General features: G+C 40.7%; 19 protein-coding genes. 12 read left to right on the top strand and 7 right to left on the bottom strand.

What is annotated here, in order from left to right:
* Window positions 1–16: 16 nt before the first annotated feature.
* Window positions 17–862 carry an alpha/beta hydrolase gene (locus LNTAR_RS20575; protein ID WP_007280694.1) on the top strand — a complete coding sequence of 282 codons (846 nt, stop codon included), beginning with the start codon at window positions 17–19 and terminating at the stop codon, window positions 860–862.
* A gap of 58 nt (window positions 863–920) precedes the next feature.
* A complete protein-coding gene (locus tag LNTAR_RS20570; protein WP_007280693.1) occupies window positions 921–1,823 on the top strand; it encodes an alpha/beta hydrolase in 903 nt (300 codons plus the stop codon).
* 147 nt (window positions 1,824–1,970) lie between these two features.
* Here the strand turns inward: LNTAR_RS20570 and LNTAR_RS20565 are convergent, their stop codons facing one another.
* The 3 genes from LNTAR_RS20565 to rpoN are packed head-to-tail and all read right to left on the bottom strand — an operon-like array spanning window position 1,971 to window position 4,672.
* Window positions 1,971–2,729 (bottom strand): ThuA domain-containing protein, encoded by a 759-nt coding sequence (locus LNTAR_RS20565; protein ID WP_007280691.1) that lies wholly within the window; start codon window positions 2,727–2,729, stop codon window positions 1,971–1,973.
* Window positions 2,730–2,753: 24 nt separating this feature from the next.
* Window positions 2,754–3,260 (bottom strand): RNA methyltransferase, encoded by a 507-nt coding sequence (locus tag LNTAR_RS20560; RefSeq protein ID WP_007280690.1) that lies wholly within the window; start codon window positions 3,258–3,260, stop codon window positions 2,754–2,756.
* Window positions 3,260–4,672 carry an RNA polymerase factor sigma-54 gene (rpoN, locus tag LNTAR_RS20555; RefSeq protein WP_007280689.1) on the bottom strand — a complete coding sequence of 471 codons (1,413 nt, stop codon included), beginning with the start codon at window positions 4,670–4,672 and terminating at the stop codon, window positions 3,260–3,262. The genes LNTAR_RS20560 and rpoN overlap by 1 nt, the downstream gene beginning before the upstream one ends.
* A gap of 159 nt (window positions 4,673–4,831) precedes the next feature.
* Here rpoN and LNTAR_RS20550 point away from each other — a divergent pair, with 159 nt between their 5' ends.
* The 10 genes from LNTAR_RS20550 (at window position 4,832) to epmA (ending at window position 15,217) form a co-directional block, all read left to right on the top strand.
* On the top strand, window positions 4,832–5,647 hold the full coding sequence (locus LNTAR_RS20550; protein ID WP_007280688.1) for an endonuclease/exonuclease/phosphatase family protein: 816 nt from the start codon (window positions 4,832–4,834) through the stop codon (window positions 5,645–5,647).
* 91 nt (window positions 5,648–5,738) lie between these two features.
* The gene (locus tag LNTAR_RS20545; RefSeq protein WP_007280687.1) at window positions 5,739–6,341 is read left to right on the top strand and encodes a class I SAM-dependent methyltransferase; all 603 of its coding nucleotides are present in this window, start codon (window positions 5,739–5,741) and stop codon (window positions 6,339–6,341) included.
* Window positions 6,342–6,354: 13 nt separating this feature from the next.
* A complete protein-coding gene (locus LNTAR_RS20540; RefSeq protein WP_007280686.1) occupies window positions 6,355–6,810 on the top strand; it encodes a hypothetical protein in 456 nt (151 codons plus the stop codon).
* A gap of 263 nt (window positions 6,811–7,073) precedes the next feature.
* Window positions 7,074–9,569 carry a DUF6797 domain-containing protein gene (locus LNTAR_RS20535; RefSeq protein WP_157473748.1) on the top strand — a complete coding sequence of 832 codons (2,496 nt, stop codon included), beginning with the start codon at window positions 7,074–7,076 and terminating at the stop codon, window positions 9,567–9,569.
* A 104-nt stretch (window positions 9,570–9,673) separates the two neighbouring features.
* The gene (locus tag LNTAR_RS20530) at window positions 9,674–10,912 is read left to right on the top strand and encodes a prolyl oligopeptidase family serine peptidase (protein WP_007280684.1); all 1,239 of its coding nucleotides are present in this window, start codon (window positions 9,674–9,676) and stop codon (window positions 10,910–10,912) included.
* Window positions 10,913–10,996: 84 nt separating this feature from the next.
* Window positions 10,997–11,356 (top strand): GntR family transcriptional regulator, encoded by a 360-nt coding sequence (locus LNTAR_RS20525; protein WP_007280683.1) that lies wholly within the window; start codon window positions 10,997–10,999, stop codon window positions 11,354–11,356.
* On the top strand, window positions 11,356–12,219 hold the full coding sequence (locus LNTAR_RS20520) for an ABC transporter ATP-binding protein (protein ID WP_007280682.1): 864 nt from the start codon (window positions 11,356–11,358) through the stop codon (window positions 12,217–12,219). Before LNTAR_RS20525 ends, LNTAR_RS20520 begins: the two co-directional genes overlap by 1 nt.
* Window positions 12,216–13,676, top strand: coding sequence for a hypothetical protein (locus LNTAR_RS20515; RefSeq protein ID WP_007280681.1), 1,461 nt, complete (start codon window positions 12,216–12,218; stop codon window positions 13,674–13,676). The genes LNTAR_RS20520 and LNTAR_RS20515 overlap by 4 nt, the downstream gene beginning before the upstream one ends.
* Before the next feature lie 85 nt (window positions 13,677–13,761).
* A complete protein-coding gene (gene efp / locus LNTAR_RS20510) occupies window positions 13,762–14,337 on the top strand; it encodes an elongation factor P (RefSeq protein ID WP_007280680.1) in 576 nt (191 codons plus the stop codon).
* 1 nt (window position 14,338) lies between these two features.
* Window positions 14,339–15,217 (top strand): EF-P lysine aminoacylase EpmA, encoded by an 879-nt coding sequence (gene epmA, locus LNTAR_RS20505; protein WP_007280679.1) that lies wholly within the window; start codon window positions 14,339–14,341, stop codon window positions 15,215–15,217.
* Here the strand turns inward: epmA and LNTAR_RS20500 are convergent.
* The 4 genes from LNTAR_RS20500 to LNTAR_RS20490 form a co-directional block, all read right to left on the bottom strand.
* On the bottom strand, window positions 15,183–16,103 hold the full coding sequence (locus LNTAR_RS20500) for a cation diffusion facilitator family transporter (protein WP_052607353.1): 921 nt from the start codon (window positions 16,101–16,103) through the stop codon (window positions 15,183–15,185). The genes epmA and LNTAR_RS20500 overlap by 35 nt on opposite strands.
* A 255-nt stretch (window positions 16,104–16,358) precedes the next feature.
* Window positions 16,359–17,699: a group II intron reverse transcriptase/maturase gene (ltrA, locus tag LNTAR_RS20495; RefSeq protein WP_007280677.1), complete on the bottom strand. Its 1,341-nt coding sequence runs from the start codon at window positions 17,697–17,699 to the stop codon at window positions 16,359–16,361.
* 2 nt (window positions 17,700–17,701) lie between these two features.
* Window positions 17,702–17,824, bottom strand: coding sequence for a hypothetical protein (locus tag LNTAR_RS28305; protein ID WP_274377967.1), 123 nt, complete (start codon window positions 17,822–17,824; stop codon window positions 17,702–17,704).
* A 481-nt stretch (window positions 17,825–18,305) separates the two neighbouring features.
* Window positions 18,306–21,638 carry a mechanosensitive ion channel domain-containing protein gene (locus LNTAR_RS20490; protein ID WP_007280675.1) on the bottom strand — a complete coding sequence of 1,111 codons (3,333 nt, stop codon included), beginning with the start codon at window positions 21,636–21,638 and terminating at the stop codon, window positions 18,306–18,308.
* Window positions 21,639–21,728: the final 90 nt, after the last annotated feature.

Genomic DNA, 21,728 nt, shown 5'->3' with positions numbered 1-21,728 from the left:
AATAATAGGAAAACACATGAGAAAAACAACTGCCCTTATCGTCACTCTATTCATTTCAATGCTCACTCAGGCACAAGGTTTCAAAGCCTCAGAAGTCGTCACTTTCAAAGAAATTGAGGGCAAAGATGACCTCGTCCTCAACTTTTTTCTGCCAACTGATTTTAAAAAGAACGATGGTCAAAAACGCGCCGCAGTGGTCTTCTTCTTTGGTGGAGGTTGGTCTGGTGGCTCTCCAAAACAATTCTATGCTTTTGCCGATCATTTAGCAAAAAAAGGCATGGTTGCGATTTCCGCACAATACCGCACGAAAAAAAGCCATGGTGTTATTCCTTCTGAATGTGTAAAAGATGGCAACTCGGCGATTCGCTGGGTTCGCAAAAATGCCGCAACCTACGGCATTGACCCCAATCGTATTGCTGCAGGTGGTGGATCTGCCGGCGGGCACGTCGCTGCGGCCACCGCAACAACCACGAAGTTCGAAGACCCCGCTGATGAGCTCTCTATTAGTTCTCAACCCAACCTTCTATTACTCTTCAATCCCGTTGCCGATAATAGTGAAAAGGGTTACGGTTACGATCGCGTCAAAGCTTACTGGCAGGATTTTTCACCCCTCCACAATATTCACCAAGAAACACCTCCAAGTATTTTCTTCCTAGGTTCAAAAGACAAGCTCATCCCCGTATCAGTCGCTAAAGATTGGGACGCAAGAATGAAAGCACTTGGCATTGATTCCGAATATCACATCTGGGAAGGTCAGAAACATGGTTTCTTTAACTACAAAGGCAAAGATGGCGGAAAAATCTATCAAGAAATCGTCGCCAAAATGGATGCATTTTTGAAAAAACATGGCTATATAAAGTAAGCACTGTGTAGCAAATACTTTTAGAGCTTGTTATAAACCATAAACAATTAGGCCCCCTATGAAATACACCTTCTTCTTATTACTATTTATTCACGCTCTAGTAGCTCAAGACCATCAGCTAATCGACATTGGAGAGGCCTATTACTCTCCTGCAGAAAAGCTCATGCTCGAAAAAGTCCAAGAGCCCAAATCACTCTATCAAATTTGGCCTGATGATGGAAAGCGTGCAGATGACCCTGCCAAAGGCCTGCAAGAACAAGGTGTTGTCAAAGGTGTCTTGCGTATTAGCAATGTGGATCGCCCAACACTGACTTGGGTAAAACCTGAAAAGCCTGATGGGCGCGCCATCCTCATTTGCCCTGGCGGAGGCTACAACATTCTTGCTGCCACACACGAGGGTTCAGATGTAGCTTCATGGCTCGCCAAACAAGGCATCACGCCTTTTATCCTCAAGTATCGAGTTCCTCGCCGTAAAGGCTTAGATAAACACAAGGTTGCTTTAGAAGACTCTCAGCGCGCCATGAACCTTATTCGCTTTCACGCCAAAAGTTTTGGTATTGATAAAAATAAAGTCGGCATCCTCGGTTTTTCCGCTGGTGGACACCTCTCGGCACTCACTTCCGTTCAACAACGCTCTTACAAAACTATTGATGACGCTGACAAAGAAAACTGCTTGCCTAATTTTGCTGTACTGATCTACGCGGCCTATACTGGCGATAAAAAAACTCGCGAAATCGATCCCCTTCTTAAACCAACGCGAAAAATTCCCATTCTCTCAGTTATCGGTTCAAAGGATACCAACTTTCTTCCTGGTCTTGATGCGTATGTGCGCTACTTACAAAAAAATAATATTCCCATCCAACACTCGGTTTACGATGGCATTGGCCATGGCGTTGGTCTCGTGGGCAAAGTTTGGCAGAAAGACTGCGAAGCTTGGTTAAAAGAACTCAAATTCCCCTAATTAAGTTCGCTTAGGCTTCTCAATTTGACTTCTTCTACATTGGGAAAATCTTTGGGAAGCTCATGCAATTCTAAGCCTGCCAAAAACCTTGTGGCTCGAATAAACGACGTTTGAAAGGCCACACATCGTACACCCGCTGGATCTTGCTTAAGACCATGCCAGTAATGCCCATAAGTTGAATTGTAGACTTGCCCCCTCGCCATACTTAACAAGCCAATCAATGGTAAAATCCTTGCCGGTTTTCTCATCCTTCCCATAGGAAAGCACGCTCAAGTTTTCAGCGGGTCCTCGCGCATAACGATAAACTTCTAAGTCAGCCGCTCTCCACGTATCTGGGTAGCTGCTGTTGATTGGATGACTTGTGAGTTTATGAACCAAGACATTTCGCCTCTTGCCATGCCCTGTATTTTCACCTTCTCCCTGGGAAACATAATGAACATGATCGTCATGGATCATCACCGCCTTACCAAAATTCTTGTTTCTCCACCCAAGACCAATCATTTTATTGTATTCTTGCCAATTGGGGAAAGCATTATTTGCCGAGTAAAAAACCACCATGGCTCCACCTTCATACATATACTTTTCAAAAGATTTTTTCGCGGCTAAAGGCCATTTTGAACCATTATTGATGTCATTAGTATTTTGAATCACCACATCAAATTGCTTGAACTGAGGTTTCCAGCTGCCCCAATTGGGGTGATCCATGGCTGGTACTGTCGCGACCGTCAGCTCAATGTCAGCTTCTATTTTTAATAAACGCTGAATGATCTGGGTAGTCTTTTTCCAATCGTGATTACTAAAACCATCCACAATCAAAATTTGAGCTTTGTCTTTATGAGCTTTACTGACACAACTCGTTATGCCCACCAAAAACGATAGCAAAACAATTTTATAAAAGGCTTTCACGAAAGAACTCCTACTGAATTAAAATTATTTTCGAAGTTTATAAGATGCTTGAAAGAGGACAACTGCAGCACAATTCGAGACATTTATCGAATTCTTACGCCCATGGGCATTGAGGCGAATATATTCATCGCAGGCCTCTAGAGTTTCCTGCTGAATTCCAAGCGCCTCATTGCCAAAGACAAAGGCGCATTTCCCCGAGAACTGCGCTTCGTGAACATCAATAGCGGAATCAATTGTGTCGACCGCATAAACTCGGTAGCCATTTTTTTTAAGGGATCCCACGGCTTCAAGAGAATGATCAAAGTGCTCACAATTGACAAATTCATCTGTTCCCATCGCGGTTTTTTCTAACTTGGGATGCGGAGGGCTCGCGGTATAACCACAAGTGTAAACTGCCTCGACATTCGCCGCATCCGCCAAACGAAAAATATTCCCCACATTATGCGCTGATCGCAAACGATCTAAAACCACAATGACTTCAACTTTTTCACTCGCTTCCGTTTCGCGGTCACCAGTTTCAATGATCGCCATCAAAAAATCATCTTTCTTTTTGAAGCGGCAGAAAAACCCGCTGCTTCACGATATTTGGCCACTGTTCGGCGGGCAATATTGATTCCCATTTCTTCTAATTGAGTCAAAATTTTGCCATCGCTAATGGGTTTCTCGGGATCTTCATCGTTAATGATTTCACGAATGATTTCTTGAATGCCTTCGGCAGTCATTTCTTCGCCTTCGTTGACCTTCACCGCGTGATTAAAAAAGTCACGTAAAGGAAAAATTCCTTTGGGACTATCTAGGTACTTGCCGGCAACAGCACGTGAAATCGTCGTTTCATGAAGCTCGAGTTCACCCGAAATTTCACGCATGGTGACAGGCTGGAGGCTAGATGATTTTCCCGTAAAAAAGGACTTTTGATCACGAGCCACTAAGCGACTTATCCTCAACAGGGTGCTTTCACGTAAATCTAAACTGGCTAAAAGTGAGCGACTCTCTGCAAGCTTCTCACGTAGATAAGTTTTTGTTTCTGCTTCTACTTTAGGATCTTCCAACATATTCATGAAATTTTCCGATAAACGCAAGCGTGGTACAAAGTCTTTTGAGCTCGTCACTTCTATCTCATCATCTTTCAATTCAAAAATAATATCCGGAGAAATAAAGTCGGGACGCTTATTACTATATGCCAAGCCAGGCGCAGGATTGAGTCTTTGTAGGTACTCAATTAAATCTTGAACTTCAATCGGACTTATTTTAAGCGATCTAGCAATTTCTTTGATCTTATTCTTTTCAAGTTTCTCTAAATGTTTATCGACTAATCTATAAATCAAAGATCCTTTTTCGTTTTTTAATTGAATCAGAAGACATTCGCGCAAATCCCTCGCTGCAATTCCAGGTGGGTCAAAAGTTTGCAAAAGTTCTAGTACACGACTCGCATCTTTTAATGGGCACATCGCATTAAATGCGACCTCTTCAATACTCGCGTTGAGGTAGCCTCGATCATTTAGTAAGGCAATGATTACATTAGCGATTTCAATATCTTCGTCGGATATTTCACCTTGGTGAATCTGGGATAAAAGAAAACTCGATAAATCCTGTTCACAACTCAATGAGTCAAAATAATGCTGACGCTTTTTATCTTGATCGGGGTTAAATGCACTATCACCGTAATAAGATTCTAACTGTACCATGCCAATCAAAGATTCATCCTTGTCGACAGCATTCATTGCTTCACTGGTCATTTCTGTACTTTCACTCAAGGGATCGCCTGCTAAGTTTTCTCCAAGAGCTTTATCCAATTCTAGTGTAGGATTTAGCGCCAATTCTTCATTAATTTTTTGCTGTAACTCCATAACTGGCAAGCTGAGAATCTCTAAAGACAATAATTGATGCGGGGCAAGAGTTTGCTCTTGCCTCATAGTCTGACTTTGAAAAAATGCGTGCTCCATTACAATACCTTAAATTGACATTAGTTAAGATGAACATGAACAGAACTAAATCAAGTATCTTAAGCTTATAATTTTTTTTTGATAACAATATAAATACTTGCTTTCCTACTTAAAGAGAGATTCTTTAGAACATGTTAACATAGATAAGGTCACTCACCCATGCCCAAATGGCTCCAAGCTGGAGAAACAAAGAAAATCTCTCCCCTAAGTACCAAGCATAATTTTTGCGATCAACGCAAAGATATCTTGCGCTTGAGCACCTTTAACCTCGCTCACGGACGAGGACGTTCACTCAGCCATTTCACCTTAGGCAGAAAAAAGATTGAAGCCAATCTCATTGCCACTGCCCAACAAATCCAAGCTTCCCCCGTGGATCTACTCGCTTTGCAGGAAGCTGAAGCAGAAATGACTTGGCATAAAAATTTACATCAGAGTCAATTTCTTGCGGAACAGGCCGGCTTCTCTCAAGTCGCCCAGGGTGAACACGTCCGTGGCAAGCGTTACTCCTATGGTACGGCCGTTTTATCGAAACTCAAAATTGTCCATTCCGAATCCCATGTCTTCCCTCGTTCTAAGCTGACTTTCCCCAAGGGTTTTGTCTCTGCTGAAGTCATTAGTCATTGCCAAAAACATTTCCGAGTCATTTCCCTCCATCTTGATTTTTTACATGAAAAAACGCGCCAACGACAAATTCAGATGTTGTGTAATTACATACAAAATCAAGCGCCCCTGCCCCTCATCATTATGGGGGACTTCAATTGCCAATACCGCAAAAATGGCGTCCTTGAACGCCTTGCACAAGAACTCAATCTGCAAGTTTGGAATCCTCAAGAAAAAATCGTCAGCTTCCCAAAGTTGGGTTTGCGACTCGATTGGATTCTCATTTCACAGGAAATGCGCTTTAATTCCTACGAACTCTGGGATGATTTAGCCAGCGATCACCTCGCCGTCCGCGCCGAGCTCGAATTTATTTAATAAAAATAGGCTAATTCAAGCTTTTCTAAGTGGATGAAAGTCTCTAGCCAAGTTTATTTATGATTCAACGAAACTTGGGAGTCAATCATTCATGCGTACTAAAGGCAATGAAAAAGCGGAGAGCTGGGACAAAATTTACCGAGAGGGAAATCCCGGCTGGGATATCAAAAAGCCCGCACCACCTTTTGAAGATCTTTTTAAGCAAAACCCATCATGGCTCAAAGCAGGCTCTTTAATCAGTTTTGGTTGCGGTGGGGGACACGACGCCAATTTTTTTGCTCAAAATGACTTTAATGTGACTGCTGTCGACTTCGCTTCAGAAGCCGTAAAACTTGCTAGAAGTAATTATCCGCAGCTCAATGTCATTCAAAAAAATATCCTCGAGCTCAGCCCAGAATATGATGAGCAATTTGATTACGTTCTCGAACACACCTGTTTTTGTGCCGTTCCCCTCGATCATCGCCGAGCCTATATGGAAAGTGCCCATGCGATTCTCAAAGCAGGAGCCTATCTCTTTGGACTCTTCTACCGTTTTGATCCCCCCGATCAAGATGGCCCGCCCTATTCTCTGAGCCTTGAAGATTTAGAAGACGCCTACTCTGGACTTTTTACTCTCGAAGAAAACGCCATACCCAAACGCTCTCATGGCCGCCGCACCCAACGCGAACGCTTCATTGTTCTCAAAAAAATATAAGGATTACCCTCTGATGAAAAAACTTATTTGTACGCTTTTAATTTTAAGCTCAGCTCTTTACGCCGACTTCTCTCACAATGACTTTCAAATCACGCCACCAAAAGCTGACTCTAAGCTTTCACCGAATGGCCCTCAAGTTGCCATCTTTTTCTTGCCTCCCATGGATAATTTTCAGGCTAACGTCAATGTGCAAAAACAAGCCTTCAAGGGAACAATTGAAGAGTATAAAAACATTTCCATGGGGCAATTTACAAAGATGAAATTCACCCTAATCAGTCAAAACCTCAGCCAAGGCGTTTTCACCGTTGAATACACAGGCAATATGCAAAATCGCGATTTCCAATGGTATTCAAAAGCAGTCAAAAAGGGTGATTATGTCTACCTCGTCACTGGTGCAGCCCCAAAACGCACATGGCAGTACCAAGGCGACAAAATCAAAGCCTCAGTCAATAGCTTTAAACTGAAATAGGCCACAAACTTTAGGATATTTCAAAACATTAATTTGGCACTTGCCGTCATCATAATTTATCTAATTCAAAGCTTATCATAGATACCGCTTATTCTTTTAAGCACCTCACCTATTCAAATTAGGCATATTATTAGGTTCCCTATGATATGTAAGCTCTTTACTTTATTGCATGCAAATATAATTTATTTCTCATGAAAGTACTTCTTTGCATACTGTTATTTTTAGGTTTTCAGTTGAGCTCGGCTGAAAATTATGGCCCATTTGTGGAAAAAAATTTCCCCTTTGTGCAATCAGCCTTAATTGCTGACTCGCAAGCCCCCTTTCCCAATACTAATACATCTTCACGAGCTGTTCTTATTCAACTAGGAGAAAAGACCTGGGCGAGTTTCGATACCGAACTCATGCGGATTTCTGCCATTTGGAAAGGAAGCTTTGACTTGAATTCGATGTCTCAAATATCCTACCCAAATAAAGGTGCCAAGTCATCCACATTCCCTAAAATCAAAGGTGACTTGCTCTTCGCAAGCCCCATGCAACGAGGCCCTAGTTTAAGTTTGGATCATCAGGACAAGCGAAAAGTCCCCCTTGGGCTTCACAAAAACCTGAATTGGCAGGGACTTCAAACGAGCCACAATAAAGTCATTTTAAATTATCAGCTCCAAGACTTAAAGATTAAAGAATTCCTTAGCCTTGATTCCATGGGAATTTTTTCTCGTAACTTTCAACTCTCCCACAAGCAAAACATCTCCCTATTACTCTTTCAAAAAAGCTCTTACAAAAACCTTAGAAAAGTGGGAAGTACTTATCAAGTTGATGATGGTAATGAGCAGCTCAAGCTTTTTGCTACATCAGGTGACTTTACTTTGGATAAAGGCGGACGCCTCTTTTTGCGTAATCCGCAAAAGACAAATTTTGAAGTTCGTTTTTCATACGAAACCGCTAAGCTAGATAAAGTATTATCAAGCGATTCACCCTCCTTTCAGGTTTCCAAGAAGTTGCGCTGGCCGCAAAAGATTCAGACAAAAGCCAAAATTTCCGCTTCGAATCAAGCTTATGTGGTCGACGAAATTGAACTCCCAAAAAATAACCCTTGGCAACGCTCTCTACGTTTAGCGAGTCTCGATTTTTTCAGTGATGGTCGCGCCGCCGCGGTGACTTTTGATGGCGATGTATGGCTCATTGATGGACTAAAAGGAGATATGAAGACGATAACTTGGAAGCGCTTTGCTTCAGGTCTTTATAGCCCGCTCTCACTCAAAATTCACAAAAACAAAATTTATATACTTGGACGAGATCAAATCACTCGCCTTCACGACACAGACAACAATGGCGAAGCTGATTATTATGAGAATTTCTGCAATCTCTTTGACCATAGCCTCAACACTCGAAATTTTGCCATGGACATGGTCTTTGACGAAAATGGCGATATCTACATTGCGCGTGGAGGCATCCTCGACAAAAAGGATAAATACGCCCAAAAACCTTTTAAAATCCCCACAGACACAGGGTCTATTTTAAAAATAAGCAAGGAGGGCAAATACATAGAAACTTTTGCCGATGGTTTCCGCGAGCCCTTTTTAGCCTACAATCCGCTTACTCAACAATTGTTTGCTAATGATCAACAAGGGCACTTTGTTCCCTCTAGCCCCCTAATCAAAATTCAAGCAGCTGACTTTGCAGGATTTCAACCCGCCAATCATCGAAAAGTCGTCAAAACCCACCAGCCTTTTGTTTGGCTCCCCCATAGAGTTGAACCCTCCTGCGTTGGCATGAACTTTGTTAATTCGCAAAATCTAGGTCCCATAAATCATCGCATGATTAGTCATTCCTACAGTAAAGGACGTTCTTTGCTAATGTATGAAGGCAAAGGCTTCGGTGCAGCAGTCATCTTACCATACAGCACCCACTTTCCTCTCCTCAAAGGCACTATTCATCCGTTGGATGGTTCACTATTCCTAACTGGCTTTAAAATCTACTCAAATCGACTTGCTCCAAATAGTGGACTCGCACGCATACGTTATACTAAAAAGCCAGTGAACTTCCCACTAAGAGTCCAAGTCTACAAAGAAGGGCTTGAACTTACTTTTGATGAAGCCTTGGACGAAAACTCTGATCTTAACCTCAAATCCTACACATTTAAGCGTTGGAAATACAAACGTAGCTCAAGGTATGGTTCTGGACACTTTAAGCTCACTGGCGAAGCTGGTGAAGAAAGTTTATTAGCTTCACAAGCCATCCTGAGTCAGGATAAAAAAAGCCTCATGCTCATCATTCCGGGCATGACTGCTTGCGATCAATTCACCGTCAATTATAGCTTCAAAAAGGGTCAAAATTATATCAAAGATACGATCTATTTAACTCTCGATCATTTTCAGCCCATCCCGACTCAACATTACGCTTTTACTGAAGTTAAAAAACACGACTTAAAGCAAGTCAAATTTGCAAACACAGCAAAAAGAAAAGCGAGTGCCACACACGGTAAAGAACTACTCCTTAAAAACGCTTGTATCGCCTGCCACTCGCTGGATGGAAGTCAAGAAGGCAAGTTGGGCCCCAGCTTTAAAGGCATGTTCGGCTCAACTCGGAATTTTGAGAAAGCAAAGTCCCTAAAAGCCAACGAGGACTTCATCAAAGAATCACTCATTTTCCCCAATAAAAAAGTCGCCAAGGGTTATGCGGTCGCCATGGCCTCTTACGCAGGTATCCTTTCAGATAGCGATATGGAATCCATTATCCTCTACTTAAAGACGCTTAAATAACTTTCTTATTTCTCCTCTTAATGAGAAAATTTTTCTTCAATTTCAACTAGGTATTTCTTCTTTTACATTAATTGTAGGCTGGATAGAAATACTTAGGAGGAATTATGAAATTTATTTACACAACGCTTACTTTATTACTTACTTTAGCCAGTTATGGAGAACAACACCGTAAAGGTAAATATTCTATTACTGATAAGGCAATCCCAAGGCCGTATTATGAGGGAGTTCATCAACGTTGGCCGGGAAGCGAAGATAAGATCCCTGATGGTGAACGCATCCCTATAATGACAATTAAAGATAAGACCTTTCATGAAGTTACATGGGATATAGTCGTTCCCGAATCATACGATCCAAACATCCCCACTGGCATCATAACTTATATCACTCCTGGATCTGGAAAAGCCTTTATTAATTTGCTCAGTAAATATAATTTAATTTTAATTACAGCAAAAAATTCTGGAAATGATACCTACACCTATGCTCGTATATCCATGGCTCTGTGGGGCATTGATAAACTCAAAGAAATTTATAATATCGATGCTGACCGTATTTTTGTTAGTGGCATGTCTGGCGGTGGTCGTGTTTCGAGTATAGCTGCAGCTCTTTTCCCGGAAATTTATAAAGGCGCTATTTATCAGTGTGGTTGCAATTTCATGCATAACAACGAAAAAAGTCAGATAAGTAAAATGCAAGAAAATTATTTTTACTTTTTAACTGGTGATGGAGATTTTAATTTAGAAGATACACAAAGAGTTCATAAAAAATACACTGATGCAAAAATTCTCAATACTAAAATTCACGTCCAAAAAAATCATAAGCACCGCACTTTGCCGACTGAGGTTTTAGATAAAGCGCTCGCTTATATTGACACGCCCCGAGTCGCGAAGTTAGAGACTCTATACACCAAAGGCATGAGCGCTATTAAGAAAAAACAGTTCTCCGAAGCCTTTAAAAATCTTCAAGTTGCCGCTGCAGGTGGTCATGAACTAGCAAGTGAAGAGTTTGAGAAAATCCAAGCTCCCTACACTGAAATCCAAGATGCAATCTCCTCCTTTGATCAAGAAAAATATTACGTCCAAGCCTATAAACACATTCAAAAACTCATTTCGACTTACGGAAAAGAAATGGCCAGTGAAGAACTCAAAATTGTAGAAAAGTATAAACAAAACCCCGCCATCCTTAAAGAATTTAAAGCGGATGCTTACCTAGAAAAAATTAAAGCTGCCATGAAACGTAAAGGCTCTTCCAAAGAAAAAATTGCGGCTGGCTTAAAAAAGATTTTAGAGCTCTGCCCCAATACCAAAACTGCCGAAAGAGCTCAAATTTTACTTGATACACTTTAAATAAATCTCATTTATTTTTAATCATTGAGAAAAAATAGTACAACTAAATATTTGACTTACTGTTATAGTGTTATATAACAGTATATGAACTTATCTATAAACACTGGCTCAAATACTCCTTTGTATGCTCAAATTACTGAGCAACTTGAGCAGCATATTATACTTGGGCAATACAAATTTGGGGATAAGCTGCCTTCACTGAGGCAAGTCTCAAAAGATTTGTGTGTCAATTACCTCACTGTAAAACAGGCTTACTCTGAATTAGAAAAGAGAGGATTAGTATATATTGAGCAAGGGAAAGGAGCGTTCATTTCGTCTAATCAATCAAGACGCCAAGAAGTAATTCACCAAAAATGTAGTGACCTAGTTGAGCTAGCGAAACAAGTTGGATTGAACGTTAATGATCTGACTGAAATTTTAAGAAACATTGAGGAGGAAAATTAATGTCTTTTATTCAACTCATGGGAATTAATAAAACTTATGATTATCCAGTTTTAAAAAATCTAAATTTAAGCATTACTCAACCAGGAGTATACGGTTTACTTGGCCGAAATGGCGTAGGTAAAACGACACTAATCAAAACGATTACAGGTACATCTTTACCCGATAGTGGTATTGTTTCAATTTTAGGTAAAGACCCCGTTAAAGATGAAGTTTGGTTGAAAAAGAATACTGGATATTTATCGGACGATGATAGATGGCCCGTTCTGATGAGCTTTGGTGATTTACTCAAACTTTATTCTCAATTGCACTCTAAATGGGATAAAAATTTAGAGAAAAAGCTCATCTCTGAGTTTCGTTTAGACAAACGTATCGGTATTGGTGCCATGTCTAAAGGTCAACGCCAAATGGCTGGACTCGTATTAGCTGTTTGCCATAAACCTAAAGTTCTCATTTTAGATGAACCCGCATCTGGTTTAGATGTAATCGTCAGAAAAAAAATGTATGAGTGCCTAAATGATTTAGCTATGGAAAATGAATCTTGTATAATCTTTGCAAGCCATATACTAGATGATGTTGAGAAACTAGCCGACAGTTTGATCGTTTTAACAGATCATAATGTGGCTCTTTTCGGCACTATTTTTGATCTATTAAACTCTCATACTTTCATTTCATGTGATTACACAGAACTTGAATCCTCTCTAATCATGTCCTCTTCTTCCAAAAGCGGAAATTTTGAATTTATTTTTAAAGGCTCTCAACACGATGCTGAACAATTTGCGACAGAACATAGCTTGAATATTAAGTACTTGCGAAGCCCCAGTTTAGAAGAGCTCTTCATTGCCTGTAGCGGAGGCGATGTATGAACCAAAAGCTTTCCCAGTTTTTATTTCAGCACAACCGTACATATAACTATAAAATCGCAGGTGCTCTATTTCTAATCAATGCCTTTGCCGCTCCTTTTCTAAAAGACTTTTCGTCTACTCTTTCTGTGTTATTGATCATTAATGGTGCCTATTTATTTAAAACGATTCTATCAGAAGAAGAGCAAGAATTCATTCTATTGATTAATAAAATTCCTCTCCCAAGTATTGAAATATATAACCAGGTTTTAATATATAATTTAAAAAAACTCGCTTTTTGGCTGTTTTGTGGCCTTCCCTTCTTCCCCGTTTATCCCCAAGTTAGTCTTAGTATATTTCTCGTACTCGCTGGTTTTTTCTATATGAGTGCCTTTACCAATATGCGAGAAGGAGCCCTATCATCTTTCGTACTAGTCCTCTTTCTTTTCGCTGCTGGATTTGCAATTTATGGAGCCCATAATCCTGTAGGCTACCTTTTCAGTCTGTTGACCTATACAGCACTTTACATTACAGGAAAAAAATTCTACCAATCCAAGTTTGCATTCACTTGGCCACGTTTCCTCATTGCTTTTCTAGTTAACTTTAAACTCCCTAAAATGATCTCGCCAAAGATGAAATTTTGGATAGAATCTACCCTAAAATCTTACAAGGGATTAACGCTTTTATTCTCTCTATTAGCCGGGTGGATTATGGGGTCGAACTTCTTTTCTAGTAATTTATTTTGGGTTTACATTATTTTTATGGGCCAAGCATCTTCAGGTAATAATAATTACTCAATAATCTACAAAATTTATGGGCGTAAAATAGATTTTTTACACACAACAGCCTGTTATACGCTTCCGTTTTTATGCACCTTTCTTTATTTCTTTTCACAAGTTGAACCGATTGAATTTAATTCTAACTCTCCTCGTTATTCAAATCGAATTTTCGAGGATGCTTACCCCTTAAGCGACATTGAATCTACACTAAAAAACGTTCGATATGATAATAGTACAGGCATTACAACATTGAAAACTATCACAGATTTAAATCAGATCCGCGAAACACTCTACGGTGAAAAATTCATTCAAAATCTTGATAACTATCAACCCTCAAAAAGTCTTAGTCTAAAAGTTGAAGACAATAAAATTCTCCAACTCTCTTCTCTCTGCCTCATCATTATGCTCATTGCATTGAGTAATAGCTCGAGACAAATAAATAACTTTTTAAATAAGCTAAAGATTCTAAAATTAATCTCGAGAGCTGTTGTCGTCTTGGTCATAATTTGTGTAGCAGCACTTATCTTTGATTATAAGCCTGAATTCTTTAATTCAATCTTTATTATGATTATAGGCTTTTTCAATAAAAACATTTTTTCCATGTTAATTTTATCTAGTATTTTATTTATTTTTAGCATCTACTTAAACTACCTTTCATGGATGCAAAATGACTATTGCACTCATAGAAAAGCTGAAGAATAAAGTCCTTTTAAAGCTATTGCTTTTTGAGCAAGGCTTGGCATTGTAGGAGGAAATTTTTAATTAATGCAAATACTTAGGAGTCAACATGGCTGTAATCGGCGTCGAGCAACTTAAGAAAAACATCAAACTCAAAATTGATGGTCAACCTCACACAGTAACGGATTTCAATTTTACTAAGCCCGGTAAAGGCCAAGCAGTTTACCGCTGCAAACTCAAAAACCTTATCACGGGCAATACTTTTGATCGCTCATGGCGCTCAGGTGATAATGTTGAGAAAGCTGATCTCTCTACAAAACAACTCATTTTCTCTTACGTCGAAGACAACGCTTTTGTTTTCATGGATGGCGAAACTTACGATCAAGTGATGCTCAGTAAAGACGTCGTTGGCGATAACGAGCACTTCCTCATCGACGATGGTGAAGTTGAAGTCCTTTTCTTCGAAGACAGAGCTATTGACGTTCAAATGCCTAACTTTGTTGTTAAACCCATTCACAAGTCTGAGCCTGGTGTAAAAGGTGATACAGCCACAAACGTAACTAAGCCTGCTTATACTGATACAGGCCTCGAACTTCACGTTCCAATCTTCATTAACGAAGGCGACCTCGTAAAAATCGATACGCGTAATGGCGAATACGTTGAGCGAGTTAACGCTAAGAAGTAGTTTGTCTCGTTTAAACTCACTCAAGCAGCGCAGTGACCTTCTACAGGCTCTGCGCCGTTTTTTTTGGCAGAGGGACTTTATCGAAGTTGAAACTCCCATTCGCCTACTCACCCCTGCACTCGAAGATTACATAGATGCGATTCCCGCAAATGGAAAGTTTTTGCGAACCTCGCCAGAACTACACATGAAGCGTTTGCTCTGTGAAGGCGCAGAGAAAATCTTTCAAATTGGTGCCTGCTTTCGCGAACATGAACACGGTGAGCGCCATCGCGAAGAATTCACCATGCTCGAATGGTATGAAGCTCATTGCGATTACCGCAAAATTGCCGATGACTTGCAGGCTCTCTTTAAATTTTGTTCAAAAGAACTCGCCTGCCGTGAAGACTATTTCTCACAAACATTTGAAGTCCTCAGTCTCGAAGACGCCTTCGGGTCATACGCAAAAATCAGCCTCGACGAAAGCATCGCACAAAATAATTTTGAAGAAATTCTCTGCTTTGAAGTGGAACCTCACTTGGGCAAAGAGCGCCCCACACTAATCAATGATTATCCCGCCTCGATGGCTGCCCTCTCCCGCAAAAAGCCAAATGCTCCTCACTTAGCTGAACGTTTTGAAGTCTATGTCGATGGCCTCGAACTCGCCAATGCTTACTCAGAACTCACCGATGCCCAAGAACAGCGTCAAAGATTTGTGGAATGCCAAGATTTGCGAACTTCGCAAAAACGCATCACTTATGATTTGGATGAAAACTTTCTCCAGGCCCTAGAAAAAGGCATGCCCGAAGCTGGGGGCATTGCCCTCGGAGTCGATCGCCTCGCCATGGTTCTCTTTGGTCACAAGGATATCAGCTCGGTTTTAGCGTTTGGCGACGAGCAATAAGTTCTTCGTCCACCGCGCTAATGGGATCCATGTGCACTAAACATTCTGAATCTTCCCAACGTTGCTGGACTTTTTTCTCGATGCGATCAGCAATGTCGTGGGCCTCACTCAAGAGTGCTTGATCCTCAAATTCTAAATGCACTTGAAAGAATAAAGTTTTTCCAGAGCGACGCGTTCGCACATCGTGATAACCCAAGATATTTCTTTCATCCTCAATCATTTGCTCAAACTCTTTCACATCTTCTTGGGGAAGTTCGTGATCTAAGAGCATTTCCAGGGCGTGTTCAAAAACTTCCCAGGCAGCTTTCACAATCAACAAAGCCACCACAATGCCACCTATGGCATCCGCATAGGAAACGCCTACATAAGCTAGAATTAAGGCCACAATTGCGCCCGCGTTGGCCAGGATATCGGAAACAAAATGGGCGCGATCGGCCTTCACCACTAAAGAGCCTGTAATATTATAAACTTTCTGCTGATAGGTAATGAGGGCTAAAGTTAAAGCCAAAGAAAAAAGCATAATGCCAATAGCCAAGCCCGTTTTCTCCATGGGTGCGGGATCAAATAAGCGCACACCAGCTTGATATAAAACACTGAGCCCCGCAATCAATACAATGCCCGATTGAAAAACAGCAGCCAAGCCTTCAGCTTTGCCGTGGCCAAAGCGGTGATCCTCATCGGCGGGTTTAAGCGAATAAGTTAAGACGGCAAAACTTAGCATTGAAGCTAAAAAATCGAGGCTCGAGTCAGTTAAAGAGGAGAGCAAGGTCGCTGAACCCGTAAAATTCCAAGCTATAAATTTTGAGATAAGCAGAATAAGCCCCGTGGCCATCGAAAATTGAATCGCTCGCCGACTGAGTTTGCTATATTCATCGTTTTTATCCATAAAAGAATTTTGTCGTCTTAAGTTGATTTTACAAGCTAATAAGCCATGTGTATTTTGAATACTACAGAGTTGCGACGCTGATAAAAAAGTTCCCCCCACTCAGGGCACAGAGAACACCGAGGGTTTATCCACACATTCCTCAGATTAACACCGATCAGAGATTAAAAATGATCTAATAAGGGTAGGGAAGACTCCTTGCGGAGTCTCCCCTCATTCCGAACCGTACGTGCGGTTCTCCCGCATACGGCTCTCCAGTCAGTGCTTACTCCGAAGAGACTGAAATTCCAGTTTCCAGGCTTCCTCCAGTGAAAAGAAGCCTAGATCTGTAAAGTAGGCTTTATTGTATTTACGAGTATCAATCATGCGATGAGAACCTTTCTTGCGATGATGCTTAGCCAGAATACTACGCAGTCTTCTGCGTGTAAATTCATCTATACCTCGCATTGCATACACAGTGGAGTGCTTGAAGTATTGATACCATCCGACAAGATTTGGCCGAAGGTAAGCAATTATGTCCTCTATTGAGTCCTTATTGCTTCTCCTCGTTTTCTTGCGTATGGCATCTTTGCATTTCTTCAGGCTCTGCTTCCTTGGCCAACGTTTAATACTATGGGTATTTCGCGTTCTCTCGAAATGGTATCCGAGAAACTCGAAGTACTCGCACTTCTCTGTCATGTCGGCAATTCGCGTCTTTTCTGGATGAAGTTTTAGCCCATTGGCTTTCATCCACCTTCGCGTTTTGCGCAATGCCCTTTTGGCCGATTCTTTACTTTTACACATGATCAGGAAATCGTCTGCATAGCGCACTATCTCAAATCCAGCCTCGGTCATCTTGTGATCAAAGGGATCAAGATAGATATTTGCTAACAGAGGACTGATAATTCCTCCCTGCGGTGTACCTTCTTCAGGTTCCCAATTCTTGAGACCATCAAAGATATTGGCTTTGAGGAATTGTTCGATCAAGCCAAGAATTTTACCATCAATGATCTTTTCCTTGACTCGACTCATGAGTTTCTCATGTGGTATAGTATCGAAGTAGCTTTGGATGTCGGCATCCATAACATAGAGATAGCCCTGCTTTAACAATTCATTCACTCGTCTAAGTGCATCCTTGCAACCCAGCTTTGGACGAAATCCAAAACTGTAGGGCGAGAAGTCGATATCAAATATCGGCTCTATCACATGTTTCAGAGCTGTTTGAACTACTCGATCACGCACTGTGGGTATTCCCAAAGGTCTGGTCTTTCGACCATCACCTTTTGGGATTTCCACTCGGCGCACTGCACTGGGATCATACCTTCCATCTTGCAGTTCTTCGAGAAGCTTAGCGTTATTATGTTCTAACTCTGACTCGTAGCGTTTAGTTGATATCATATCCACTCCATGTGAGCCCTTATTTGAGCAGACTTTTTCCCAAGCTTCCATGATATTATTCTTACGCATCAACTTATCGGATAAGCTGTACCATTTACCTCTTTCAACTCCTCTATGAAGAGTTTTCAGCATCTGATCCGTCCAGACAGAAGGTGACGCCCACGCTTGTATTTCCACAAAGCGTTCATCTCGTCCTAATATTTGTTTAGCCATTTCTGACATTCTTATATTCCTTCTATTCTTTTCTTCTCAGTTTTACCTTCCTGCCCCCCTTTGCTCCAGTGACTTTCACCACCTTCATCGCTACTATGAGGGCTCTGACTTCTGCATGCCTTATTGCACTGCACATGCAGATCTCCCTGATTAACGTCACACAACCTTCACCGCATTCCGTCTCCAACCACTCTATAGACTTCCTCTACTGCTTTTCTACTCGCTGATATTCAGCATAAAGGATCTTCAGAATTACTCCTTATTATTATTTTCATTTCGTTCCAAGCTTCGCCACGCGATCGCAGGCTCGCTAGTACTATAAAGCCGAATCGAGTTCGTCATCCTACGGACTGCTGCTTCGCCTTGCCTTGCTCTCCACCCCGCCTCACGACAACGCAGTTAGGTTCGACTACAACATAATCAGCCTTTGTTGATGAGGACTTTCACCTCACTGATTGTGTGCGCTCTCAGGCGCACGAGCGCAGGCATCCTGCCTGCTTTAAAAAAGTGGATAGAATGGGCACGTAGTCCACGGTTTAGAGGCTGTACTACGAAGCTTCACCAAAGATTGGTCGTCTAGGAGAATGAAATCATTAGATAGTTATGCTTGACCCATTAAAGTTTGCCTTGTGGAGTCATGAGAGAGCCTGAATGTTGTCCATTTTGTAATTCGACTGTATATCCGGGTTTCGCCATCTTAATGCCACTTTCAGTAAATTTTTGATGGATGGCTGAAAGGAGTTGGTCTTTGGTGCTGAGGCGGTATTTACTGGCAGGTACAAAGACACGTAAATCAAAGTTAAAGCCATCACGGGTCATATTCGTCATGAAAACTTGAGGTGCGGGGTCATCAAGAGTGTTTTCGTGATTATCGCCCAGGTCTTTAAGGATCTGATGGACTTCTTTAACATCTGAATCTAAGGCAACCGAAAGTTCAATGACCACACGGCTGATGGAATCAGATAGCGACCAGTTAATGAATTCACCAGTAATAAAGCTCTTATTGGGGATAATGAGCTCGCGTCTATCCCAGTCACGGATGGTGGTTGCTCGTATTTGAATCTTCGACACAGTTCCGCTCGTTTGACCGACAGTGACAATGTCGCCTACGCGGTAGGGACGTTCGAATAAGACAATGAGGCCGGATACGAAGTTGGCGACAATTTCCTGGAGACCAAAACCTAAACCCACACTCAGTGCAGCAACGAGCCATTGCAATTCAGACCAGTTTAACCCCAGCTTTTCAAAAGAATAGAAAAGACCCACAGTAAAAATAATGTACTGAAGGATGGTAACAATTGTAAATTTCTGTCCTTGATCAAAAGAGAGCTTATTGAGGATAAATACTTTGAGAATATTTGGCAGTGCACTGGAACAGTAAAAAGTTGCGATGACAAAGATAAAGACAATTAGCAAGTTCTTAACGGTGATTTGAACAATAGTTGAAGTTTCATTATCCATGACCGTTTGGTTCCAAAGTGGATATTGATCGAGGATATTTAAAGCGGGGAAAAAAACTTGCCAGATGTAGAAAACACCTGTAAAAAAGACGATTTTTATAAGGCTTGAGAAACCCCGACGGGTTTCACTCATTTCATTTTCAAGTTTCTTTTCTTCTTGCTCCAACAAGACTTCGTGCTGAAGTTGAAGTTTTTCCGTTTCCTGAATCGCAAGTTTTTTCCGTACACTAAGTTCAGCAAGTTTTTGTCTTTTGGTGAGTAAATAGCAATTTATCAAAGAACTCACGAAAAAGATCACTATGCAATGAACACCCATTTGCACGATAAGATTTTTCAAGACAAATGCAGAATAGAAGTAACCTCGAAAGGCGAGTATGAGAATCGAGACCATGACGATTATCGATGAAAAGTAGGCCAATTTAAGCAACTTATTGGCTCGAGGATTTTCTGAAGAACTCGGCAAAAAATCATTTCTTTTTACAAAACAATATAAGCAAACACAAAGGACAACTGCGATATTTCCAATTATGCCAAATTTAGAAATATTATCTATATGTTCATCGTAAACTTTATTGGATAGTTGCCCCAAAAAGACAAAGGGAGCGACTAAATAAAGCCAAACGCGAATGAGCTTATAGTAACCATTACAAAGTTCTTTATCCCAAGTAAAAGCTTTTATCCCAAGACCTTTAGGTCGCATTGAGTGGGTAAAGAAAATCGAGAAAAAATAGAAGAAAGATAAGGCTTTAAAGCTATGGGAAATATTAATGGTAACTTCACTACTTGCATTAGCTCCTGGAACGAGTGCAAATGAAAAGTAATACAGAATCCAAGGGACAACTAAACTCAGAGCAATGGTGGTGAAAAATAACTTAAGTGTATAAGAAAAATTCTTATTTTTGTTAATTTCATCACTGACTTTAGGAACAACTTTTCTAAGATAATAAACTCGAAAAGCAATGAGTAAAATTAAACCAAATAGAAAATTTCGATGGGTATTTTGATACGAGTTCCATGAACTTTGATAACGCTTTTTGATATCATCCCATGAAAGAACTTTTGAAGTGGCTTGGAAATCTTCATTAAGCTTGGTGAAGTTAGTGAGTTTAAGTTCCTGTGAACTGGGGATCCAAAAGAGGTGACCTTTGATATAAGTCTTGTAAGCATCAACTTCTAAATTAATTTGTTCGTTGAGCGCATGCAAAGCATGAATTTTGTCAAAGTAGAGTTGACTAGCATCTTGTATTTGAATGATATGATTGCGTTGGTCTGAGTAAGTTTGTAAGATTTTTTCCTGTAGCTTTTTATCGGGGTTCTTCGAGCTTGCCAGCAAATCTTCTGTGAGCTGTGGAATATTATTGAGTCCCTTTAATTCCTGTCTCCAATCAAGTATATCGCGTTCTAAATCAGACATAATAACGAGGCTTTTATCTTCTGAATTCTTAAGCTGATTGAATTCATCCAAGATCGCAAATTTCTGGCGTAGAGCGACTCCCACAACTTCGTTGAGGATTCGACGGGAAAGCATATCCTTGGTATCGGTGAAATTGCTCTTTAGTGCTTCGAATTTTTCATTCTTTAGTTTAAGTTCTTGATTCACACTCGCGCGAAGCTGATTGAGTTCTTTAAGTTTTTTCAGGAGAGCAATGTTCTTATCAAAGACAAGTTTGATCTCAGGAGATTCAGCGACCATTTCTTTCGATTCAGCAATGGCGACCTGTTCTTTTTTTCGCACTTCTTGAGCTCGGCGCTTGAGGATGTATTCGCTCCAGAATTTATCAATTCGTTCATAGTTTGAATACTGGGTATCAAGCAGGGATTTTTGAGCATTGCGGCGTTTATTGATGGTGGAAAAGGAACTTTGTTGCAGTCGTAATAAGCGGTTTTCTGTATCGATCTTTAAAATCTCATATTTTACTAAGAGTCGACTGGCTTGCTTTTCTTTTCCTGGATCGGAACTTTTCTTGTTGAGAAGCCCTAGACGATCGACATTTTTCAAGATTTTATCTTGGACAGAGTCGCGTAATTGCTGACTCTTAATTAAGTCTTGGGAACTTAGGTCGAGGTCTTTTTTAAGCTTAATGCCTTGTTCATTATGTTTTTTGTAAATGACTTCGAGTTCATCAAGCGGCAATTTATCGAGTCTTTTTTTATCGACCTCAAGCGGCTTGAATTTAGCGAGTTTTTCTTCGAACTCTTTTTGGACTTGAGGAGCCAATTTTATATCTTCTTCAAGTTTCTTGATTTCCTGCTCTATGCTGAGCCCCTCCTCGATGAGCTTAATCACTTTCTCGAGACCTTGGAGTTCTTGCTGCTCTTTGGCATTAAGAGTGTCTTTATTTTTTTCGAGTGCAGAAGCTTGTTCTTTGAAGCGCAGTAGATCTGCTTGACTATCAGAACTTGCAGTCACCTGTGAAAACAGTGTATAAGTCAAGCAGATGAGGCAGCTAAAATAAGCCCAAAATGAGTTTCGTGATTTTTGCTTCATTGCTTTTCCCTTTGACACACAATAAATAATTGAACTTAATATAGTTTATGAACAGAAATTTTAAGTAAATTTATGTTTTTTTCTAGTTAA

The sequence above is a fragment of the Lentisphaera araneosa HTCC2155 genome (genome assembly GCF_000170755.1).
Taxonomy (GTDB): Bacteria; Verrucomicrobiota; Lentisphaeria; order Lentisphaerales; family Lentisphaeraceae; genus Lentisphaera; species Lentisphaera araneosa.
This window is presented reverse-complemented; position numbering and strand designations above follow the sequence as displayed.